Annotated in this window: 15 protein-coding genes; 8 read left to right on the top strand and 7 right to left on the bottom strand. The window is 67.8% G+C overall.

What is annotated here, in order from left to right:
* Positions 1–4: 4 nt before the first annotated feature.
* From QLQ83_RS17465 to QLQ83_RS17435, 7 genes are all read right to left on the bottom strand, one after another.
* Positions 5–991, bottom strand: a complete 987-nt coding sequence (locus QLQ83_RS17465; RefSeq protein ID WP_282736792.1) for a 2-dehydro-3-deoxygalactonokinase — start codon at positions 989–991, stop codon at positions 5–7.
* The gene (locus QLQ83_RS17460; RefSeq protein WP_282736791.1) at positions 988–1,758 is read right to left on the bottom strand and encodes an SDR family NAD(P)-dependent oxidoreductase; all 771 of its coding nucleotides are present in this window, start codon (positions 1,756–1,758) and stop codon (positions 988–990) included. Before QLQ83_RS17460 ends, QLQ83_RS17465 begins: the two co-directional genes overlap by 4 nt.
* Positions 1,759–1,803: 45 nt before the next feature.
* Positions 1,804–2,952: a galactonate dehydratase gene (dgoD, locus tag QLQ83_RS17455; protein ID WP_282736790.1), complete on the bottom strand. Its 1,149-nt coding sequence runs from the start codon at positions 2,950–2,952 to the stop codon at positions 1,804–1,806.
* On the bottom strand, positions 2,949–3,698 hold the full coding sequence (locus QLQ83_RS17450) for a FadR/GntR family transcriptional regulator (protein ID WP_326521421.1): 750 nt from the start codon (positions 3,696–3,698) through the stop codon (positions 2,949–2,951). Before QLQ83_RS17450 ends, dgoD begins: the two co-directional genes overlap by 4 nt.
* A 174-nt stretch (positions 3,699–3,872) precedes the next feature.
* Positions 3,873–5,330 (bottom strand): NCS1 family nucleobase:cation symporter-1, encoded by a 1,458-nt coding sequence (locus QLQ83_RS17445; RefSeq protein ID WP_282736788.1) that lies wholly within the window; start codon positions 5,328–5,330, stop codon positions 3,873–3,875.
* 66 nt (positions 5,331–5,396) lie between these two features.
* Positions 5,397–6,779: an NCS1 family transporter gene (locus QLQ83_RS17440; protein ID WP_282736787.1), complete on the bottom strand. Its 1,383-nt coding sequence runs from the start codon at positions 6,777–6,779 to the stop codon at positions 5,397–5,399.
* Between the two features lie 143 nt (positions 6,780–6,922).
* Positions 6,923–7,669, bottom strand: coding sequence for an aspartate/glutamate racemase family protein (locus QLQ83_RS17435; RefSeq protein WP_282736786.1), 747 nt, complete (start codon positions 7,667–7,669; stop codon positions 6,923–6,925).
* Between the two features lie 404 nt (positions 7,670–8,073).
* Between QLQ83_RS17435 and puuE the strand changes: the two genes are divergently transcribed.
* The 8 genes from puuE to pyk all read left to right on the top strand — a co-directional run.
* Entirely contained in the window at positions 8,074–9,012 is a 939-nt protein-coding gene (gene puuE, locus QLQ83_RS17430; protein ID WP_282736785.1) for an allantoinase PuuE, read from the top strand.
* 300 nt (positions 9,013–9,312) lie between these two features.
* A complete protein-coding gene (locus tag QLQ83_RS17425; protein ID WP_282736784.1) occupies positions 9,313–10,146 on the top strand; it encodes a bifunctional allantoicase/(S)-ureidoglycine aminohydrolase in 834 nt (277 codons plus the stop codon).
* Between the two features lie 9 nt (positions 10,147–10,155).
* Entirely contained in the window at positions 10,156–10,641 is a 486-nt protein-coding gene (locus QLQ83_RS17420; RefSeq protein WP_282736783.1) for an ureidoglycolate lyase, read from the top strand.
* A 190-nt stretch (positions 10,642–10,831) separates the two neighbouring features.
* A complete protein-coding gene (gene gcl, locus QLQ83_RS17415) occupies positions 10,832–12,607 on the top strand; it encodes a glyoxylate carboligase (RefSeq protein WP_282736782.1) in 1,776 nt (591 codons plus the stop codon).
* Between the two features lie 50 nt (positions 12,608–12,657).
* A complete protein-coding gene (gene hyi, locus QLQ83_RS17410; RefSeq protein ID WP_282736781.1) occupies positions 12,658–13,437 on the top strand; it encodes a hydroxypyruvate isomerase in 780 nt (259 codons plus the stop codon).
* Positions 13,438–13,729: 292 nt separating this feature from the next.
* Positions 13,730–14,617, top strand: coding sequence for a 2-hydroxy-3-oxopropionate reductase (locus QLQ83_RS17405; RefSeq protein WP_282736780.1), 888 nt, complete (start codon positions 13,730–13,732; stop codon positions 14,615–14,617).
* A 200-nt stretch (positions 14,618–14,817) separates the two neighbouring features.
* The gene (locus QLQ83_RS17400; RefSeq protein WP_282736779.1) at positions 14,818–16,143 is read left to right on the top strand and encodes a glycerate kinase type-2 family protein; all 1,326 of its coding nucleotides are present in this window, start codon (positions 14,818–14,820) and stop codon (positions 16,141–16,143) included.
* Positions 16,140–17,527: pyruvate kinase (gene pyk / locus QLQ83_RS17395; protein ID WP_282736778.1), on the top strand; the 1,388-nt coding region annotated here is incomplete at its 3' end. The genes QLQ83_RS17400 and pyk, both read left to right, overlap by 4 nt.

Raw genomic sequence — 17,527 nt, 5'->3', positions numbered from 1 at the left:
GAGTTCAGGTTCGGGGGGCTCTGGCGAGAGTGACATGGGCCAGGCCGAGGCCGGCCAGCGTGGCGGCTTCGCCATCGACGCAACGGCAGCCGATGGCCAGCGCCTCCAGGGCCAGGGCATAGCGGGCAGCGAGCGTCTCGGTACCGATCAGGGTGACGGTCTCGCCCTCGGCCAGCGCCGCCCGGGCACCGGCCAGTTCCAGGCCGATCACCAGGCCCGAGAGCCTGGCCGCCAGTCGTGCGCCGCGCGCCTGGCCAGGTGGCAGACCAGAGTCCAGCAGGTCCTGGGCGCGCAGGCCGAACAGCCGATTGGCGAAGGTCTCGGGGGCGGCAGCCACCTCCTGCACTGCCGCGACGAAGGCCTCGTGGCCGCCGGGCTCGGCCAGGTCATCCTGGCCGATGGAGTGTCGGAGCACCGACTGGCCGGCGAGCCACTGGTAGAGCTCGCCGGTGAGGTAGGTGGCGAAGCGCGTGATCGCGCCCGCCTCGAGGCGGGCCCACTTGGCATGGGTGCCGGGCAGGCAGACGGGGCCCGTGGTCCGGGGTTCCCGGGCGACCAGGCCGGCGAGCTGGGTCTCCTCGCCGCGCATCACATCGAAGTGGCGTCCGGCGTCATCGGGGTGCTGGCAGAGTCCCGGCAGCAGCATGACGTCCAGGCGCGAATCCTCGAGGGCGGGCCTGACCGCGCCCCGGGCCAGGCCGTCCAGCCGCGTCGGCACCGGCAGGTAGGCGGCTTCCCGCCAGCCCTGGCGGGCACCGGCCATGCCGCAGACCCGCACCGGCACGCGGCCCTCGGCGGGCAGCCAGTCGCCGATTGTCGCCAGCAGGGTGGCCTCGTAGTCGTCAGGCGTCAGCGCAAGCATCCCGCGCTCGGAGCCCGCGCGGGCCACCACCTGTCCGTCGTCCGTCATGGCCCAGGCGCGCAGGTTGCTGGAGCCCCAGTCCACGGCGACCCAGCTGAGGCGCTCGGCGACCTCGCGGGTCTGGCTCATGCCCGGCCTCCGTCGACGATCAGCTCCTGGCCGGTCATCATCCTCGACGCGTTTGACGCCAGGAACAGGCAGGGGCCGACCATGTCCTCCACCGGGATCGCCTCCTTGAGGCACTGCTGCTCCAGGCACTCCTTCAGGTCGGCGTCGTTGACCCACAGCGCCTTCTGGCGCTCGGTCATCACCCAGCCGGGGATCAGGCAGTTGACGCGGATGGCATCACCGCCGAGCTCCCGGGCCAGCGCCCGGGTCAGGCCCAGGATGCCGGCCTTGGCGGTGACATAGGTCGGGTAGCCGGAAAGGCCCAGGTGAACGCTGTTGGACGACAGGTTGATGATGGCGCCGCCGCCCAGCGCACGCATGTCCGGCGCGACCTGTTGCGCGGTGAAGAACTGTGGGCGCAGGTTGGTGGCGATGGCGTCGTCCCACTCCTCGACGCTCCACTCCTCCAGCGAGTGGCGGGTGTCCCGGGCGGCGTTATTGACCAGCACGCCGATCGGGCCATGAGTCTCGCGGGCCCGGGCGACGGCGGCCTCGAGCGCCGCCACGTCGCGGATGTCGCACTCGATGAACAGTGGCCGGTTGGCGTACTTCGCCTCCATGGCGTCGCAGAACTCGCCGGCGTCGGACAGGCCGACGAAGGCCACCCTGGCGCCCTGGGCCAGGAAGCCCTCGGTCAGTGCCGCGCCGATGCCCGAACCACCGCCGGTGATGAAGACGCTCTGGCCCTTCAGGTCGCCGAAGGTCAGATCGTGAAAGTTGAAACTCATGTCCTTCTCCTTTTCTCAGGAAACGCTGAAACAGATCGGCATTTTTCACCATTCGGCGATGGATCCGTCCTCATGCGTCCATACCGGGTTGCGCCAGCGGTGGCCGACCCGCGCGCGTTCCTCGACGAAGGCCTCATCGATCTCCACGCCGAGCCCCGGCTCCTGGGGGATGGCGCAGAAGCCGTCCTCGATGGCCAGCGCCGACTTGTCGACCAGGTAGTCGAGCACGTCATTGTCGCGGTTATAGTGGATGCCCATGCTCTGCTCCTGGATGAAGGCGTTATGGCACACCGCATCGAGCTGCAGGGAAGCGGCCAGCGTGAGCGGGCCGAGCGGGCAGTGCGGGGCCAGCGCCACGTCGTGGGCCGAGGCCAGGGCGGCGATCTTCAGCCCCTCGCTGATGCCGCCGCAGTGGGAGAGGTCGGGCTGGATGATATCGATCATGCCGTCGGCGAGCAGGTCGCGGAACTCGAAGCGGGTGTGCAGCCGTTCGCCGGTGGCCAGCGGATAGCCCAGGCCGCCGGCGATCTGCTTGAGGCAGGGCAGGTGCTCGGGGGCCACCGGCTCCTCGACGAACATCGGGTGGAAGGGCTCCAGCTCGCGCAGCAGCGCCTTGGCCATGGGACGATGCACACGGCCGTGGAAGTCGATGCCGATGCCCACCTCGGGCCCCACGGCGTCGCGGGCCTCCGCCACGCGTGCCACCGCCTCGTCGACCTTGCGGTGCGAGTCAACGATCGCCAGCTCCGGGGTGCCGTTCATCTTGAAGGCGGTGAACCCCTGATCCACCAGCACGCGGGCGCCGGCGCCCACGTCGCTGGGGCGATCGCCACCGGTCCAGGCGTACATGCGCATCCTGTCGCGCACCGCGCCGCCCAGCAGCTGGTGCACCGGCACCCCCAGATCACGGCCCTTGAGGTCCCACAGCGCCTGGTCGATGCCGGCGATGGCGCTCATCAGGATCGGCCCACCGCGATAGAAGCCGGCGCGATAGAGGGTGTTCCACAGGTGCTCGATGCGGTGCGGGTCCTGGCCGACCAGGTAGTCGGCGAGCTCATGGACCGCCGCCTCCACGGTGGCCGCGCGACCCTCGATGACCGGCTCGCCCCAGCCATGGCAGCCCTCGTCGGTCTCGATCTTGAGGAACAGCCAGCGCGGCGGTACCTGCCAGGTCTTGAGTCGGGTGATCTTCATGCGGGGTATCCTTCGGTGGGAAGAGTGGAATCCGGGATCAGTCCCAGGTCCGTCGCCGTGCGTTCGAGCACCGCCCGGGCCGCCCGGCGAGCGGTCTGGGGCTGGCGCAGGCGGATCGCCTCCATCACCCGGCGGTGGCGCTCGAGACTGTCCTCCAGGGAGTCGGCATGGTGCTGGGAGTGCTGGATCAGCGCGATGATGGAGGGACGCAGCAGGTGGCCCATCTGGCGCCACACCAGGTTGTGGGAGGCCTGGTAGACGCCATCATGGAAAGCCACATCATGCTCGGCGTGCTGCTGATGCATGCCGGCGCCTGCGGTGTCGCGCATGCCCGTGAAGGCGGCCTCCAGGCGTGCCAGGTCCCGGCCGTCCGCCGCCAGGGCGGCCAGCTCGGCCACCTGTGGCTCCGCGGAGAGGCGGAAGGCATAGATCTCGCGGACCAGGCGCGGGTCCGGACGCGACAGGCCGGCGAGCCAGTCGCTCATCAGGGGATCGAGCAGGTGCCAGTCGGTGACCTCACGCACCCGGCTGCCGCGCCCCGCGGTGCGCTCGACCAGCCCGGTGGCGGCCAGGCTGGCCAGGGCGTTGCGCACCCGGTTGCGGCTCACGGCAAAGTATTCGCAGAGGTCCTTCTCCCGCGGGAAGTCGCTCCCGGCCGGCAGCTGCCCGGAGAGGATGGCGCGGGCCAGGACCGCCGCCAGCGCCGGGGCGCCGCCATCGGCGGGAAGGACAAGATCATCGAGCATCATCGGCTCCGATAGAATATCTGATCTTATAGTATATAATGTCAGACATTTAACAAGGGCAAGATGAGGGTGACCGGGCTATGACGGAGGGATGGGCTGGCAGGTGACTCAAGTTGCGGGAAATGACGCGCCCCGGGCCGTGGCCCGGGGCGCGTCATGAGCGGCGGGCGCGTCTCAGGCGCCGCTGGTGACGCTGACCGAGCGCTGGCTCTGCATCAGGCCGAAGTAGAAGAGCCCGCCCAGGGCAGCCCCCATCATCCAGCCGTAGCCGTTGAGGCCGGAGAGCGCCGGCACCAGCACGGTGGAGATCGAGAAGAGCGCGGCGCCGCCGAAGGCCAGCAGTGCGCGCCGGTTCCAGCCCTTGACGTAGTAGTAGGCGCTGCCCGGCGCGGAGGAGAACAGCTCCTGCATGTCCAGGTGCTGGCGCTTAACCAGGTAGTAGTCCACCACGATGATGCCGTAGAAGGGGGCGACGACCGCGCCCAGCGCATTGACGAACCCGGGTACGCCGATCTGGCTGATCAGCGAGACCCAGAGGGCGCCGACGAAGAAGGCCAGCACGGCGGTGATCAGTCCACCCACCTTGAAGCTGATCTTGCTGGGAAAGAGGTTGGCCAGGTCGTAGGCCGGCGGGATGAAGTTGGCGACCAGGTTGATGCCCACGGTGGCGGCGAAGAAGGTCAGCGCCGCGACGATGGTCAGCGGCAGGGAGTCGACCCGTTCGACGATGTCCGCCGGGTTGGTCAGGGCGTCGCCGAACAGCACCAGGGTGCCGGCGGTGATGATCAGGGCGATGAACGAGAAGAAGGCGACGTTGAGCGGCAGCCCCAGCAGGTTGCCGAGCTTCATCTGGCGCTCGGTCTTCACGAAGCGCGTGAAGTCGCCGAAATTGATCACCACCGCGGCGAAGTAGGCGACCATGGTGCCGACGATGGCGAGGAAGGCGCCCACGGCGCTGCCCGAGCGTTCGGTGTCGGCGCTGAAGATGGTGCTCACCGCGGGCAGCAGGTCGCTGCCGGCCTGGAACCACACCACGATCATCAGCACCACCATCACCACATAGACCAGCGGGCCGGCCCAGTTGAGGAAGTGCTTGATGCGCTCGATGCCCTGCCAGAAGATTGCGATCTGGAACAGCCAGACGATCACGAAGGAGACCCAGGCCACGGCCGAGAGGCCCAGGAAGGTGCTGCCGTTGCCGGCACCGACGAGGGCGGTGATCAGCAGGGCCACGGCGGTGGACGCGAAGTAGGTCTGCACGCCGTACCAGAAGATGCCGATGATGGCTCGCAGCATCGCCGGCAGGTTGGCACCGCGGACCCCCATGCTGGCGCGCACCATCACCGGGAAGGGGATGCCGTACTTCACGCTGGGCTTGCCGGTCAGGTTGACCAGATACATCACGATCACCCCGGCCAGGATGATCGCCGCCATAACCGCCCAGCCGTTAAGCCCGTAGGTCAGGAACAGCGAGGCCGCCAGGGTGTAGCCGAACAGGCTCTGGATGTCGTTGGACCAGACGTTGAAAATCTCGAAGGCCCCCCAGTTCCGTTCGCTGGGCTTGAGCGGCGCCAGGTCCTCGTTGTACAGCGTCGGGTCGATCGTCTGGATGTCCAGTTCGCTCTCTTTCATCGGGGTCACCATTGTCATTGTTGCTCGGGCGGCTCGACCGGCTTCGGTCGAGCCGTCGTGACAGACCTACTGGCAGAAGCGTTGGCAGGGGGCCCAGTGCTTCATCAGCAGGTAGTAGGTGAGGCCGGCCGGAATCAGGCTGGCGTACCAGGAGACCGCGGAGAAGCTCAGGGCGGCGGCGATGCCCACCAGGGTGGCGATCAGGGCGGCGTAGTTGACGCCCTGGTAGGGGCCGGTCTCGTCATACAGCTTGCCGAGATCCAGGGTACGGCGGCGAATGATGTAGTAGTCGACCACCAGGATGGCGAAGATCGGACCGAGGAAGGCCGAGTAGGTCTGCACGAAGAGCTGCAGGCCGGCGGCGGACTCGGGCTGCACCAGCTTCCAGGGGAAGGTGGCGAAGGCCAGCAGGCCGACGATCACGGTGGCGATCGGGAACTTCATCTTGAATACGTCCATCAGCACATAGGTCGGCGGTACCACGTTGTTGAGCACGTTGGTGGTGACCTGGGCGAAGGCAATGAACAGCAGGGTGGTCATCAGCAGCGGGGTGTTGTCGACGGCGTTGGCGAATACCTGGATGGGGTCGGCGGTGCCGGTGGCCTCGGAGACCATGTAGCCGATCAGGCCCATGAACAGGGTGCAGGGCAGGATCGACATGGCATAGATGGTGGTCAGGATGCCGGGGCCGGTGCCGTGCTTGTGCTCCCGGGAGTAGTCGCTGACGTTGAGCATCATGGTGCTGTAGATGCCCAGGAACAGCATTGTGGCGCCCCAGAACGGCATGCCCCAGGAGCCTTCCATGGTCAGCAGGCTGGCCGACAGCTCGTCGCCGTAGCGCTGCACCGTGGCATAGAACATGTAGGTCAGTGAGGCAAGGATGAAGGCGCTGCCGATGTTCTCCAGCCACTTGATGCCCTGGAAGCCCATCACCGACAGGCCGATCTGCAGGAACTGGAAGGTGATGAAGTAGAACACCAGGTTATCGAAGCCGAACAGCGTCGCCGAGACCATGTTCAGGGCGCCGGCACCGATCCAGCTCTGGAAGCCGTACCAGACGATGGCCGGCACGGCGCGTACCAGTCCCGGGATGCGGGTCCCGGCGAAGCCGAAGGCGCTGCGCGCCTGGACCATGAAGGGGATGCCGTACTTGTAGCCGGCGGCACCATTGATGGCGAGCGCGATGCCGATCACGAAGCAGCCGATGGCGATGGCCAGGGTCGCCTGGATCAGATTCAGCGTGCCGACCACGCTGGAGCCCATGGCGAAGGTGCCGATCGAGACACAGCCACCGAACCAGGCCAGGAAGTAGGAGGGCCGGCCCATGATGCGGGTCTGCTGGGGCGCCAGGGATTCCTGGCCGGGGGCCTTGGTGCCCCGGTCGGCGTGTGTGGGAGATGCGGCGATCCCCGGGGCCGCGGCCGTGCTTTCGGGAGTGGGATGGCTCATGGTGATGTCCTCGCAAGTCGTTTCTGTGCTTGTGGTTGTCTTCCGGCAGTGGGCTGCCGTGGAAGGCTTGCGGCGTGGCGTGCGCCCGTGGCGCGATGCGTTGTGGTTGTTCGTTACGGCTATCGAAGCACGAAGCGTGCCGTTCAGCGCTCCGACGTCAACTGGGAGAAACCTTCGAAGCGCCCCGTGAAGGGCTTGGGACGCGGGAAGGCCAGGTCGCCATGCTTGCTGGTGCAAAGCCGCAGGCCAACCAGGGCCTCGGCCAGCTTGACGGCGGCGGTCACCCCCTCGACCACCGGCAGGCCGACCTCGCGGCTGATGGTGTCGGTCAGGTCGGCCATGCCGCCGCAGCCCAGCACGATGGCGCCGATGTTGTCCTCGTCGCGGGCTCGCCGGCACTCATCGATGATGCGCACCAGGGCGGCATCGCCGTTCTCCTCCAGGTCGAGCACCGGAATCTCCGCGGCGCGTACCCGCCGGCAGTGATGGGAGAAGCCGTACTGCTCGAGCAGGTGCTCGGCGATGATGCCGGTGCGCCCCAGGGTGGTGACGATGGAAAAGCGGGTGCTGATCAGGGTGGCCATATGGAAGGCGGCCTCGGCGATACCGATCACCGGCGCCCGGGTCAACTCGCGGGCGGCCAGCAGGCCGGGGTCACCGAAACAGGCGATCACGTAGGCATCGGCGCCCTCGCGCTCCCCGGCCAGCACCTCCTCGAGCACGCCGACCGCACTGACGGCCTCGTCGAAGTGGCTCTCGATGGAGACTGGCCCATGGTCCGGATGTCGCGCGGAGACGCGGGTACCGGGGGAGGCGATGCGGCTCGCCGCCTCTCCGATCGTCGCCGTCATCTCGGCGCTGGTATTGGGGTTGATGACGCGGATGTGCATGGCGCGGGTTCTCCTGGAATTTTTCGTGAACAAGATAGTTTGTCTTTGTACACAAAATAGCCCGCGTGGGCACAGGCTGCAAGTCCGGATGTGCGGTGCGCTGATCGGAAATTTAACTCTTGAATATCAAGTAGTTGAGATTGAAGGTAGGCGATCTTCGCAAATGTCGCCGGTCTGGCAGCCCGGTGAGCGGACACGACTGGCAGCAAGTTGCGGACATTTATCGATAATTTGTGTATACAATAATTGGGGCTGGCGTCCTCGGTTGTGCTGATCTTGCCCTGGGCTTGGTAGAGGGGTTGCGGATGACATGGGCACACTCTATGTTTGTATTGTATACACGATGCGCGCCGCCCTCGGCTTCCTTGCCGGGTAAGGGGCCAGAACAACCAGGACGCTTTGCCATGACGCACCTTCACTCATCCGACTATCCCCGTGACCTGATCGGCTACGGCCGCACCCCGCCCCATGCCAACTGGCCGGGTGGGGCGAGGGTCGCAGTGCAGTTCGTGCTCAACTACGAGGAGGGTGGCGAGAACTGCGTGCTGCACGGCGACGAGGGCTCCGAGCAGTTCCTCTCCGAGATCATCGGTGCCCCCGCCTTCCCCGATCGTCACCTGAGCATGGAGTCGATCTACGAGTACGGTTCGCGGGCCGGCGTATGGCGCATCCTGCGCGAGTTCGAGCGCCGCGGCCTGCCGCTCACCGTGTTCGGCGTGGCCATGGCCCTGGAGCGCCACCCCGAGGTGGCCCATGCCTTCAAGGAGCTGGGTCACGAGGTTGCCTGCCATGGCTACCGCTGGATCCACTACCAGGAGGTGCCGGAAGAGGTCGAGCGTGAGCATTTGAAGAAGGCGATGGCGATCTTCCAGCGCCTCTATGGCGAGAAGCCGCTGGGCTGGTACACCGGTCGCGACAGCCCCAACACCCGCCGGCTGGTGCTCGATGAGGGTGGCTTCCTCTACGACAGCGACTACTACGGCGATGACCTGCCGTTCTGGACCCGCGAGGCGGACAGCCAGGGCATGGAGCACGACCACCTGATCGTCCCCTATACCCTGGACAGCAACGACATGCGCTTCGCCGCGCCCCAGGGCTTCAACACCGCCGACCACTTCTTCACCTACCTGCGCGACGCCTTCGACGTGCTCTACGCGGAGGGCGAGGAGTCACCGAAGATGCTCTCGGTGGGCATGCACTGCCGCCTGCTGGGCCGGCCGGGCCGCTTCCGCGCCCTGCAGCGCTTCCTCGACCATATCGAGGCCCACGACCGGGTTTGGGTGGCGAGGCGGGTGGATATCGCCCGGCACTGGGCGGAGCACCATCCGGCGCCGGGCCGCTAAAAAAATTGCACTCGAGTGGGTTCGCTTCCTGGACGACCGAGGGGCGCCGGGGATAGGCCGAAGAGGAGGTCCTACGCCAGGGGTGAGGAGCATTGCTCCGAACGGGCTGACCATGGATGGTCAGCACCGGCCCTGCAAGCGTAGCAGGATGCGAGAGCGCCGCAGGGCGTCGGTAGCGCCCAGGGAAGGGTTCACAGCGCCTCCTCGACGGTCCGGCGCTCCGGGGCCTGTCGCCCCGGATCAGCCCCGAGGGACTTATCCCCAAAGCGAAGCCAGAGATCCAATGATTCAGGAAATACCATGAACCGACGCACCTACTATGCTCCGCACGGGGGCCATCCGCCCCAGACCCAGCTGCTCTCCGACCGGGCGGTATTCACCGAAGCCTATGCCGTCATTCCCAAGGGGGTATTCGGTGACATCGTCACCAGCAACCTGCCGTTCTGGGAGGGCACCCGACTCTGGGTGCTGGCGCGCCCACTCTCCGGCTTCGCCGAGACCTTCTCCCAGTACATCATGGAGGTCGCCCCCGGCGGCGGCAGCGAGCGCCCCGAGCTCGACCCCGAAGCGGAGGGCGTGCTGTTCGTGGTGGAGGGCGAGATGACCCTGACCCTGGCCGGCGAGCGCCACCACATGGCAGCCGGTGGCTACGCCTTCATCCCGCCGGGTAGCGACTGGCAGGTGAGGAACGAGGCCGACTCTCCGGTGCGCTTCCACTGGGTGCGCAAGGCCTACGAGCGGGTCGAGGGACTCGCGGTGCCTGAGGCCTTCGTGGTCAACGAGAACGATATCGCGCCCAACGAGATGCCGGATACCGAGGGGCGCTGGGCCACCACGCGCTTCGTCGACCCGGCCGACGTGCGCCACGACATGCACGTCAACATCGTCACCTTCCAGCCCGGCGCGGTGATTCCCTTCGACGAGACCCACGTCATGGAACACGGCCTCTATGTGCTGGAGGGCAAGGCGGTCTACCACCTCAACCAGGATTGGGTGGAGGTCGAGGCCGGGGACTTCATGTGGCTGCGCGCCTTCTGCCCCCAGGCCTGCTACGCCGGCGGCCCGGGGCCGTTCCGCTACCTGCTCTACAAGGACGTCAATCGCCACCCGAAGCTGCGCCTGGGTGGTCGCTAGGAGGTCGACATGCTGGAACTGAAAGCCGAACCGCTGACTGCCGAGGCCTTCGCCCTCTTCGGCGACGTCATCGATACTCGTAGGGCGGACTGGTTTCCCATCAACGCCGGGCGCACCCGGCGCTATCACGATCTGGCGAAAGTCGAGACGCTTGGGGAGGGGGCGAGGACGCTGATCAGCATCTTCGTCAGCCAGCCGGTGGAAATACCACTGGAGCTCGACTTCCTCGAGCGTCACCCGCTGGGCAGCCAGGCCTTCATGCCGCTCCATGAAGAAAGGTTTGTGGTGGTCGTCGCACCGCCGGGCGACGAGATCGATCCCGCCGAGGTGCGCGCCTTCGTCACCGACGGCCGCCAGGGGGTCAACTACCATGCCTGCACCTGGCACGCCATCCAGTCGGTGCTGGAGCGGGAAGGGGAATTTCTGGTGATCGATCGCGGTGGGGAGGGGAACAACTGCGACGAGCATCCGGTGGCGGTTCGCGTGACTCTATGAACCATCCCTGAATGGGGTGAAGTGCAGCCTTTCTATATGCCCAAGTCCTTGAGTAGACTTGGGTATTTTGTTGGTATGAAATTATATGAAAATATTTTCCAGTAAATATTGACGGCCCGCGGCGGGGTGCCTAGTCTCTGTATACAGAAATATTTTTCAAAAACAACAATCCCTCACAGGAGGAAATGTCATGACGCGCATGACTGCCGCTGAAGCCGCCGTTCACGTGCTCCGCAAGGAAGGCATCGATGTCGCCTTCGGGGTACCCGGTGCCGCCATCAATCCCTTCTATGCCGCGATGCGCAAGCTGGGTGGCATCGACCATGTCCTGGCCCGCCATGTCGAGGGCGCCTCGCACATGGCCGAGGGTTACACCCGCACGAAGGCCGGCAACATCGGGGTGTGCATCGGTACCTCCGGCCCCGCCGGCACCGACATGATCACCGGGCTCTATTCCGCCTCGGGCGACTCCATCCCGATCCTCTGCATCACCGGCCAGGCGCCCCGCGCCCGGCTGCACAAGGAGGATTTCCAGGCGGTGGACATCCAGGCGATCGCCGGGCCGGTCACCAAGTGGGCGGTTACGGTGCTCGAGCCGGCCCAGGTACCACGCGCCTTCCAGCACGCCTTCCAGCTGATGCGCTCCTCGCGCCCGGGGCCGGTGCTGATCGACCTGCCCATCGACGTGCAGATGAGCGAGATCGAGTTCGACCCGGACACCTACGAGCCGCTGCCGGCCTACAAGCCCGCCGCGACCCGGGCCCAGGCCGAGAAGGCCATCGCCATGCTCCAGGCGGCCGAGCGCCCGCTGATCGTGGCCGGCGGCGGCATCATCAATGCCGATGCCTCGGACCGGCTGGTCGAGTTCGCCGAGCTCACCGGGGTGCCGGTCATCCCCACCCTGATGGGCTGGGGGGCGATCCCCGACGACCACGAGCTGATGGCCGGCATGGTGGGGCTGCAGACCTCCCACCGCTACGGCAACGCGACCCTGCTCGCCTCAGACTTCGTGATGGGCATCGGCAACCGCTGGGCCAACCGGCATACCGGCTCGGTGGAGACCTATACCCGGGGTCGCACCTTCGTCCATGTGGACATCGAGCCGACCCAGATCGGTCGGGTGTTCGGGCCCGATTACGGCATCGTTTCCGACGCCGGCGCGGCACTCGACCTCTTCCTCGAGGTGGCCCGCGAGATGAAGGCCGCGGGCCGCCTCAAGGATCGCACGGCCTGGGCGGCGGAGTGCCAGGAGCGCAAGCGCACCCTGCTGCGCAAGACCCACTTCGACAACGTGCCGGTCAAGCCCCAGCGGGTCTACGAGGAGATGAACAAGGCGTTCGGCCCGAACACCCGCTACGTCAGCACCATCGGCCTGTCGCAGATCGCCGGTGCCCAGTTCCTTCATGTCCACAAGCCGCGCCACTGGATCAACTGCGGCCAGGCCGGCCCCCTGGGCTGGACCATCCCGGCGGCGCTGGGCGTGCGGCGCGCCGACCCCGAGGCCGAGATCGTCGCGCTCTCCGGCGACTATGACTTCCAGTTCATGGTCGAGGAACTGGCGGTCGGCGCCCAGTTCAAGCTGCCCTTCATCCACGTGCTGGTGAACAATGCCTACCTGGGGCTGATCCGCCAGGCCCAGCGCGGCTTCGACATGGACTACTGTGTCCAGCTCTCCTTCGAGAACGTCAATGCCGCCGAGCTGGGCGAATACGGCGTCGACCACCTCGCCGTGGCCGAGGGGCTGGGCTGCAAGTCGCTGCGCGTGACACGGCCCGAGCAGATCGGCCCGGCCTTCGCCCAGGCCCGGGAGCTGATGGCCGAGCACCGGGTGCCGGTGGTGGTCGAGGTGATCCTCGAGCGGGTGACCAACATCGCCATGGGCACCGAGATCGACGCCATCAACGAATTCGAGGAACTGGCCGAGAGCGTCACCGATGCCCCCAGTGCCATCACCGCCACCGTCTGACCGCGGTTCGTCGAGACACCATCCAGAAGGCAAGACGCAAGGAGTTCGATATGCCCAAGTTTGCCGCCAATCTCAGCATGCTGTTCACCGAGGAGGCGTTCCTCGACCGCTTCGCGGCCGCCGCCGATGCCGGCTTCCGGGGCGTGGAGTATCTCTTCCCCTACGAGTTCGAGGCCGCCGCGATCAAGCAGCGCCTCGATGACCATGGCCTGACCCAGGTACTGTTCAACCTGCCGGCGGGCGACTGGGGGGCCGGTGAGCGTGGCATCTCCTGCCACCCGGATCGCGTCGAAGAGTTTCGCAGCGGCGTCGACCAGGCGATCGAGTACGCCCGCGTGCTGGGCAACACCCAGGTCAACTGCCTGGCCGGCATCCCGCCGCAGGGCGTCAGCGAGGCCGATGCCCACCGCACCCTGGTCGACAACCTGCGCTTCGCCGCCGAGAAGCTCGAGGCCGCCGGCATCCTGCTGCTCGCCGAGCCGATCAACACCCGCGACATCCCGGGGTTCTTCCTCAATCGCACCGAGCAGGCGCTCGCCCTCTTCGACGAGGTGGGAAGCGACAACCTCAAGCTGCAGTACGACATCTACCACATGCAGGTCATGGAGGGGGACCTGGCCCCGACCATCGAGAAGCACCTCGATCGCATCGCCCATGTCCAGATCGCCGATAACCCGGGGCGCCACGAGCCGGGTACCGGCGAGATCCATTATCCCTTCCTCTTCGCGCACCTCGATCGCCTGGGCTACCAAGGCTGGGTCGGCGCCGAGTACAAGCCGAGGGCGGGCACCCAGGAGGGACTGGGCTGGCTGGACGCCGTCTGCGGCTGAAGGTCCTACTTATCGGGAATAGCGACTGATAGTCACAGCGAGGGGCGCCGGGGGCAGGCCGAAGAGGAGGTCCTATGCCAGGGGTGAGGAGCACTGCTCCAAACGGGCTGGCCACGGATGGCCAGCACCGGGCCTGCAAGCGGAGCAGGACGCGAGAGCGAAGCAGGGCATCGGTAGCGCCCAGGGAGGGGTTCACAGCGCCTCCTCGCAGGGCCTGTCGCCGGATCAGCCCCGAGCAGACATGCAGGCACCTCATCGAAGCAAGGTAACAAGACACGACAGGAGAGAGACCATGAGCAAGATCGGATTTATTGGCCTCGGCATCATGGGCCGCCCCATGGCGGGCCACCTGCTGGATGCCGGCCATGAGCTGGTGACGGTCAAGCGCGGCACCCTCGATGCCACCCTCGCCGACAAGGGCATGCGCGAGGTGGAGAACCCCGCGGCGGTGGCCGCCGAGGTCGAGGTGATCATCACCATGGTGCCGGACACCCCCGACGTCGAGGAGGTGCTCTTCGGCGAGGGCGGCGTCACCGAGGGCCTCAGGCCCGGCACCCTGGTGATCGACATGAGCTCCATCGCCCCCCTGGCGACCCAGAACTTCGCCCGCTGCATCCACGAGGCCGGCGGCGAGTACGTCGATGCCCCGGTCTCCGGCGGCGAGGGTGGCGCCATCAACGCGGCGCTGACGATCATGGTGGGCGCCACCCAGGAGGGCTTGGAGCGCGCCATGCCGATCCTCGAGGTGATGGGCAAGACCATCACCCACATCGGGGGCCACGGCGCCGGCCAGACCTGCAAGGTGGCCAACCAGATCGTGGTGGCGCTGACCATCGAGGCGGTGGCCGAAGGCCTGCTGTTCGCCTCCAAGGCCGGGGCCGACGTGGGCAAGGTGCGCGAGTCGCTGCTCGGTGGCCTGGCCCAGTCGAAGATCCTCGACGTTCACGGCGAGCGAATGATAAGCCGCTCCTTCGACCCGGGCTTCAAGGTCCGCCTGCACCAGAAGGACCTCAACCTGGCCCTGGATGGGGCACGCAGCCTCAACTTGGCGCTGCCCGGCACCGCCAACGCCCAGCAGCTGTTTCAGGCCTGTGCCGCCCACGGCGGCGCCGACTGGGATCACGCCGGCATCCTGCGGGCCCTGGAGGCGCTGGCCGACCACGAGGTGGGCCAGGAGTGAAGGGGCTCGTGCCCCTGTACAGGTCGTGAGTTCTGCCCGCCGTTTCTCCTGAGCCGGCGGGCGACAGGGAGGTGACTGCTCCCTGACGGCAGGCGTCGGGTCGTCGCCTGCCGGATCGCCGACGGCGATCCTTGCCCGGTGGCGGGTTCCCCCTGAAGCACCCCGCTCGTCACCGGGCCTTTTTCGTGAAGGAGATCCCCATGAATACCCTGACCCCGCTGGTCGCCCGCGACCCGGCCGAGACGCCGCGGGCCTGGCTCCGGCAGCTAGCCGAGCACGCGGTTGCCGCCGTCCATCCCGATGCCCTGCTGCCCGCCGTGCTGCCCGCGCCGCCGAGAGGCCGCACCCGGGTGGTGGGGGCCGGCAAGGCCGCCGCCGCCATGGCCGCGGCGCTGGAGCGTGCCTGGCAGGCCCACCAGCCCCAGGCGCTCCTCGAGGGGCTGGTGGTGACCCGTCATGGCCATGGTGTACAAGGGCGGGGGGTCGACTGTCGCCACATCGAGGTCCTCGAGGCCTCCCACCCCATGCCCGATGACCTCAGCGAGCGGGCCGCCCGGCACATGCTCGAGGCGGTGGCGGACCTGGGCGCGGACGACCTGGTCATCGCGCTGATCTCCGGTGGCGGCTCGGCGCTGATGAGCCTGCCGGCGCCGGGCATCACCCCGGCCGAGAAGCAGGCGATCAACAGGGAACTGCTGCGCTGCGGTGCGCCGATCCGCGAGATCAATGCCGTGCGCCGCCATCTCTCCGCCATCAAGGGCGGCCGCCTGGCCGCGGCGGCCCACCCGGCCCGGGTGCTGACCTGGCTGATCTCGGACGTGCCCGGCGACGAGGCCTCGCTGGTGGCATCGGGGCCGACCCTGCCGGACGCCACGACGCCCGCCGACGCCCTGACGATCCTCGAGCGCCATGGCATCGCGATCCCCGCGGGGGTGCGCCGTCACCTGGCGGCCAATGCCCCGGTCCCGCATCCCGGGGACAAGGCCTTCGTCCGCGACGCGAGCGAGGTACTCGCCCGGGCCCGGGATGCCCTCGAGGCGGCCCGTATCGCCGCCGAGGCCGCGGGTGTCGAGGTGCGCCTGCTCGGCGACGACCTGGAAGGCGAGGCCCGGGAGCTGGGGCGTGCCCAGGGACGCCTGGCGCTGGCCGCCCGCGACGGACGCCGCGCCCCCCTGCTGCTGCTCTCGGGAGGCGAGACCAGCGTCACCGTGCGGGGCGACGGCCGGGGCGGGCGCAATGTCGAGTACCTGCTGGGGCTGTTCGAGACCTTGCGCGGCGCCGAGGGCATCCATGCCCTGGCCATCGACACCGACGGCATCGACGGGTCCGAGGACAATGCCGGGGCGCTATTCGCCCCCGAGGACTGGGCGCGTGCCCACGCCCGGGGCCTTGACCCCGTCGATTATCTGTCACGCAATGATGCGTATACTTTCTTCGCGGCCCTGGACGATCTGATCGTCACCGGGCCGACGCGCACCAACGTCAACGATTTCCGTGCCATCCTGGTACTGCCGAGGACCCCATGACCCGTCCCCTCCCTGCTCCGACCCACACCCCCATCCGTCGCACCAAGATCGTCGCCACCCTGGGCCCGGCCAGCGACCGGGAGGGCGTCCTCGAGGCGATGCTCGAGGCCGGCGTCGACGTGGTGCGCCTCAACTTCTCCCACGGCAGCCCCGATGACCACCGCCGCCGCCTCGAACGGGTCCGCGCCATCGCCGACCGCCTGGGGCGCAGCGTCGCCGCCCTGGGCGACCTCCAGGGCCCCAAGATCCGCATCGCCCGCTTCAAGGCGGGCGCCGTGGAGCTCGAGGAGGGGCAGTCCTTCATCCTCGACATGGGCCTGGGCAGCGACCAGGGCGACGAGACCCGCGTCGGCTGCGACTACAAGACCCTGGCCGACGACGTCGGCCCCGGCGACCGCCTGCTGCTCGACGACGGCCGGGTGGTGCTCGACGTCAACCGGGTCGCCGACCACCTGATCCACACCAGCGTGGTGGTAGGCGGCACGCTCTCCAACAACAAGGGCATCAACAAGCAGGGCGGCGGCCTCTCGGCCCCGGCCCTCACCGAGAAGGACAAGGCCGACCTGGAGACCGCCGTGGCGATCGGCGTCGACTACCTGGCGATCTCCTTCCCGCGCAGCGCCGCCGACATGGTCGAGGCTCGCAAGCGGCTCGGCGAGGCCGGCCGCGAGATCGGCCTGGTGGCCAAGCTGGAGCGCGCCGAGGCGGTAGCTGACGACGCCACGCTGGACGCCATCATCCGCGCCAGCGAGGCGGTGATGGTGGCGCGCGGCGACCTGGGCGTGGAGATCGGCGACGCCGCGTTGATCGGCACCCAGAAGCGCATCATCAAGCACGCCCGCACGCTGAACCGCGCGGTGATCACCGCCACCCAGATGATGGAGTCGATGATCGAGTCGCCGCTGCCCACCCGGGCCGAGGTGTTCGACGTGGCCAATGCGGTGCTCGACGGCACCGATGCGGTGATGCTCTCCGCCGAGACCGCCGCCGGCGACTTCCCGGTGGAGACCGTCGCGGCCATGGACCGGGTCTGCCTGGGCGCCGAGCGCGAGCGGCGCATCCAGGAGTCCGGCCACCGCATCCACGAGGGCTTCAGCCAGGTCGACGAGACCATCGCGCTCTCCGCCATGTACGCCGCCAACCACCTCGCCGGGGTGGCCGCCATCGCCTGCATGACCGCCTCCGGCTACACACCGCTGATCGCCTCGCGGATCAGCTCGGGGCTGCCCATTGTCGGCCTGGCCCACAACCCGGTGGCCCAGCGGCGCATGGCGCTCTATCGCGGGGTGGTCTCGCTGCCCTTCGACACCAGCGAGATGTCGGCCGCCGAGCTCAACGACCGGGCGCTGCAGCGGCTGGTGGAGCAGGGCATCGCCGAGCCCGG

This window comes from Halomonas rhizosphaerae (assembly GCF_030010555.1).
Classification (GTDB): domain Bacteria; phylum Pseudomonadota; class Gammaproteobacteria; order Pseudomonadales; family Halomonadaceae; genus Halomonas; species Halomonas rhizosphaerae.
This window is presented reverse-complemented; position numbering and strand designations above follow the sequence as displayed.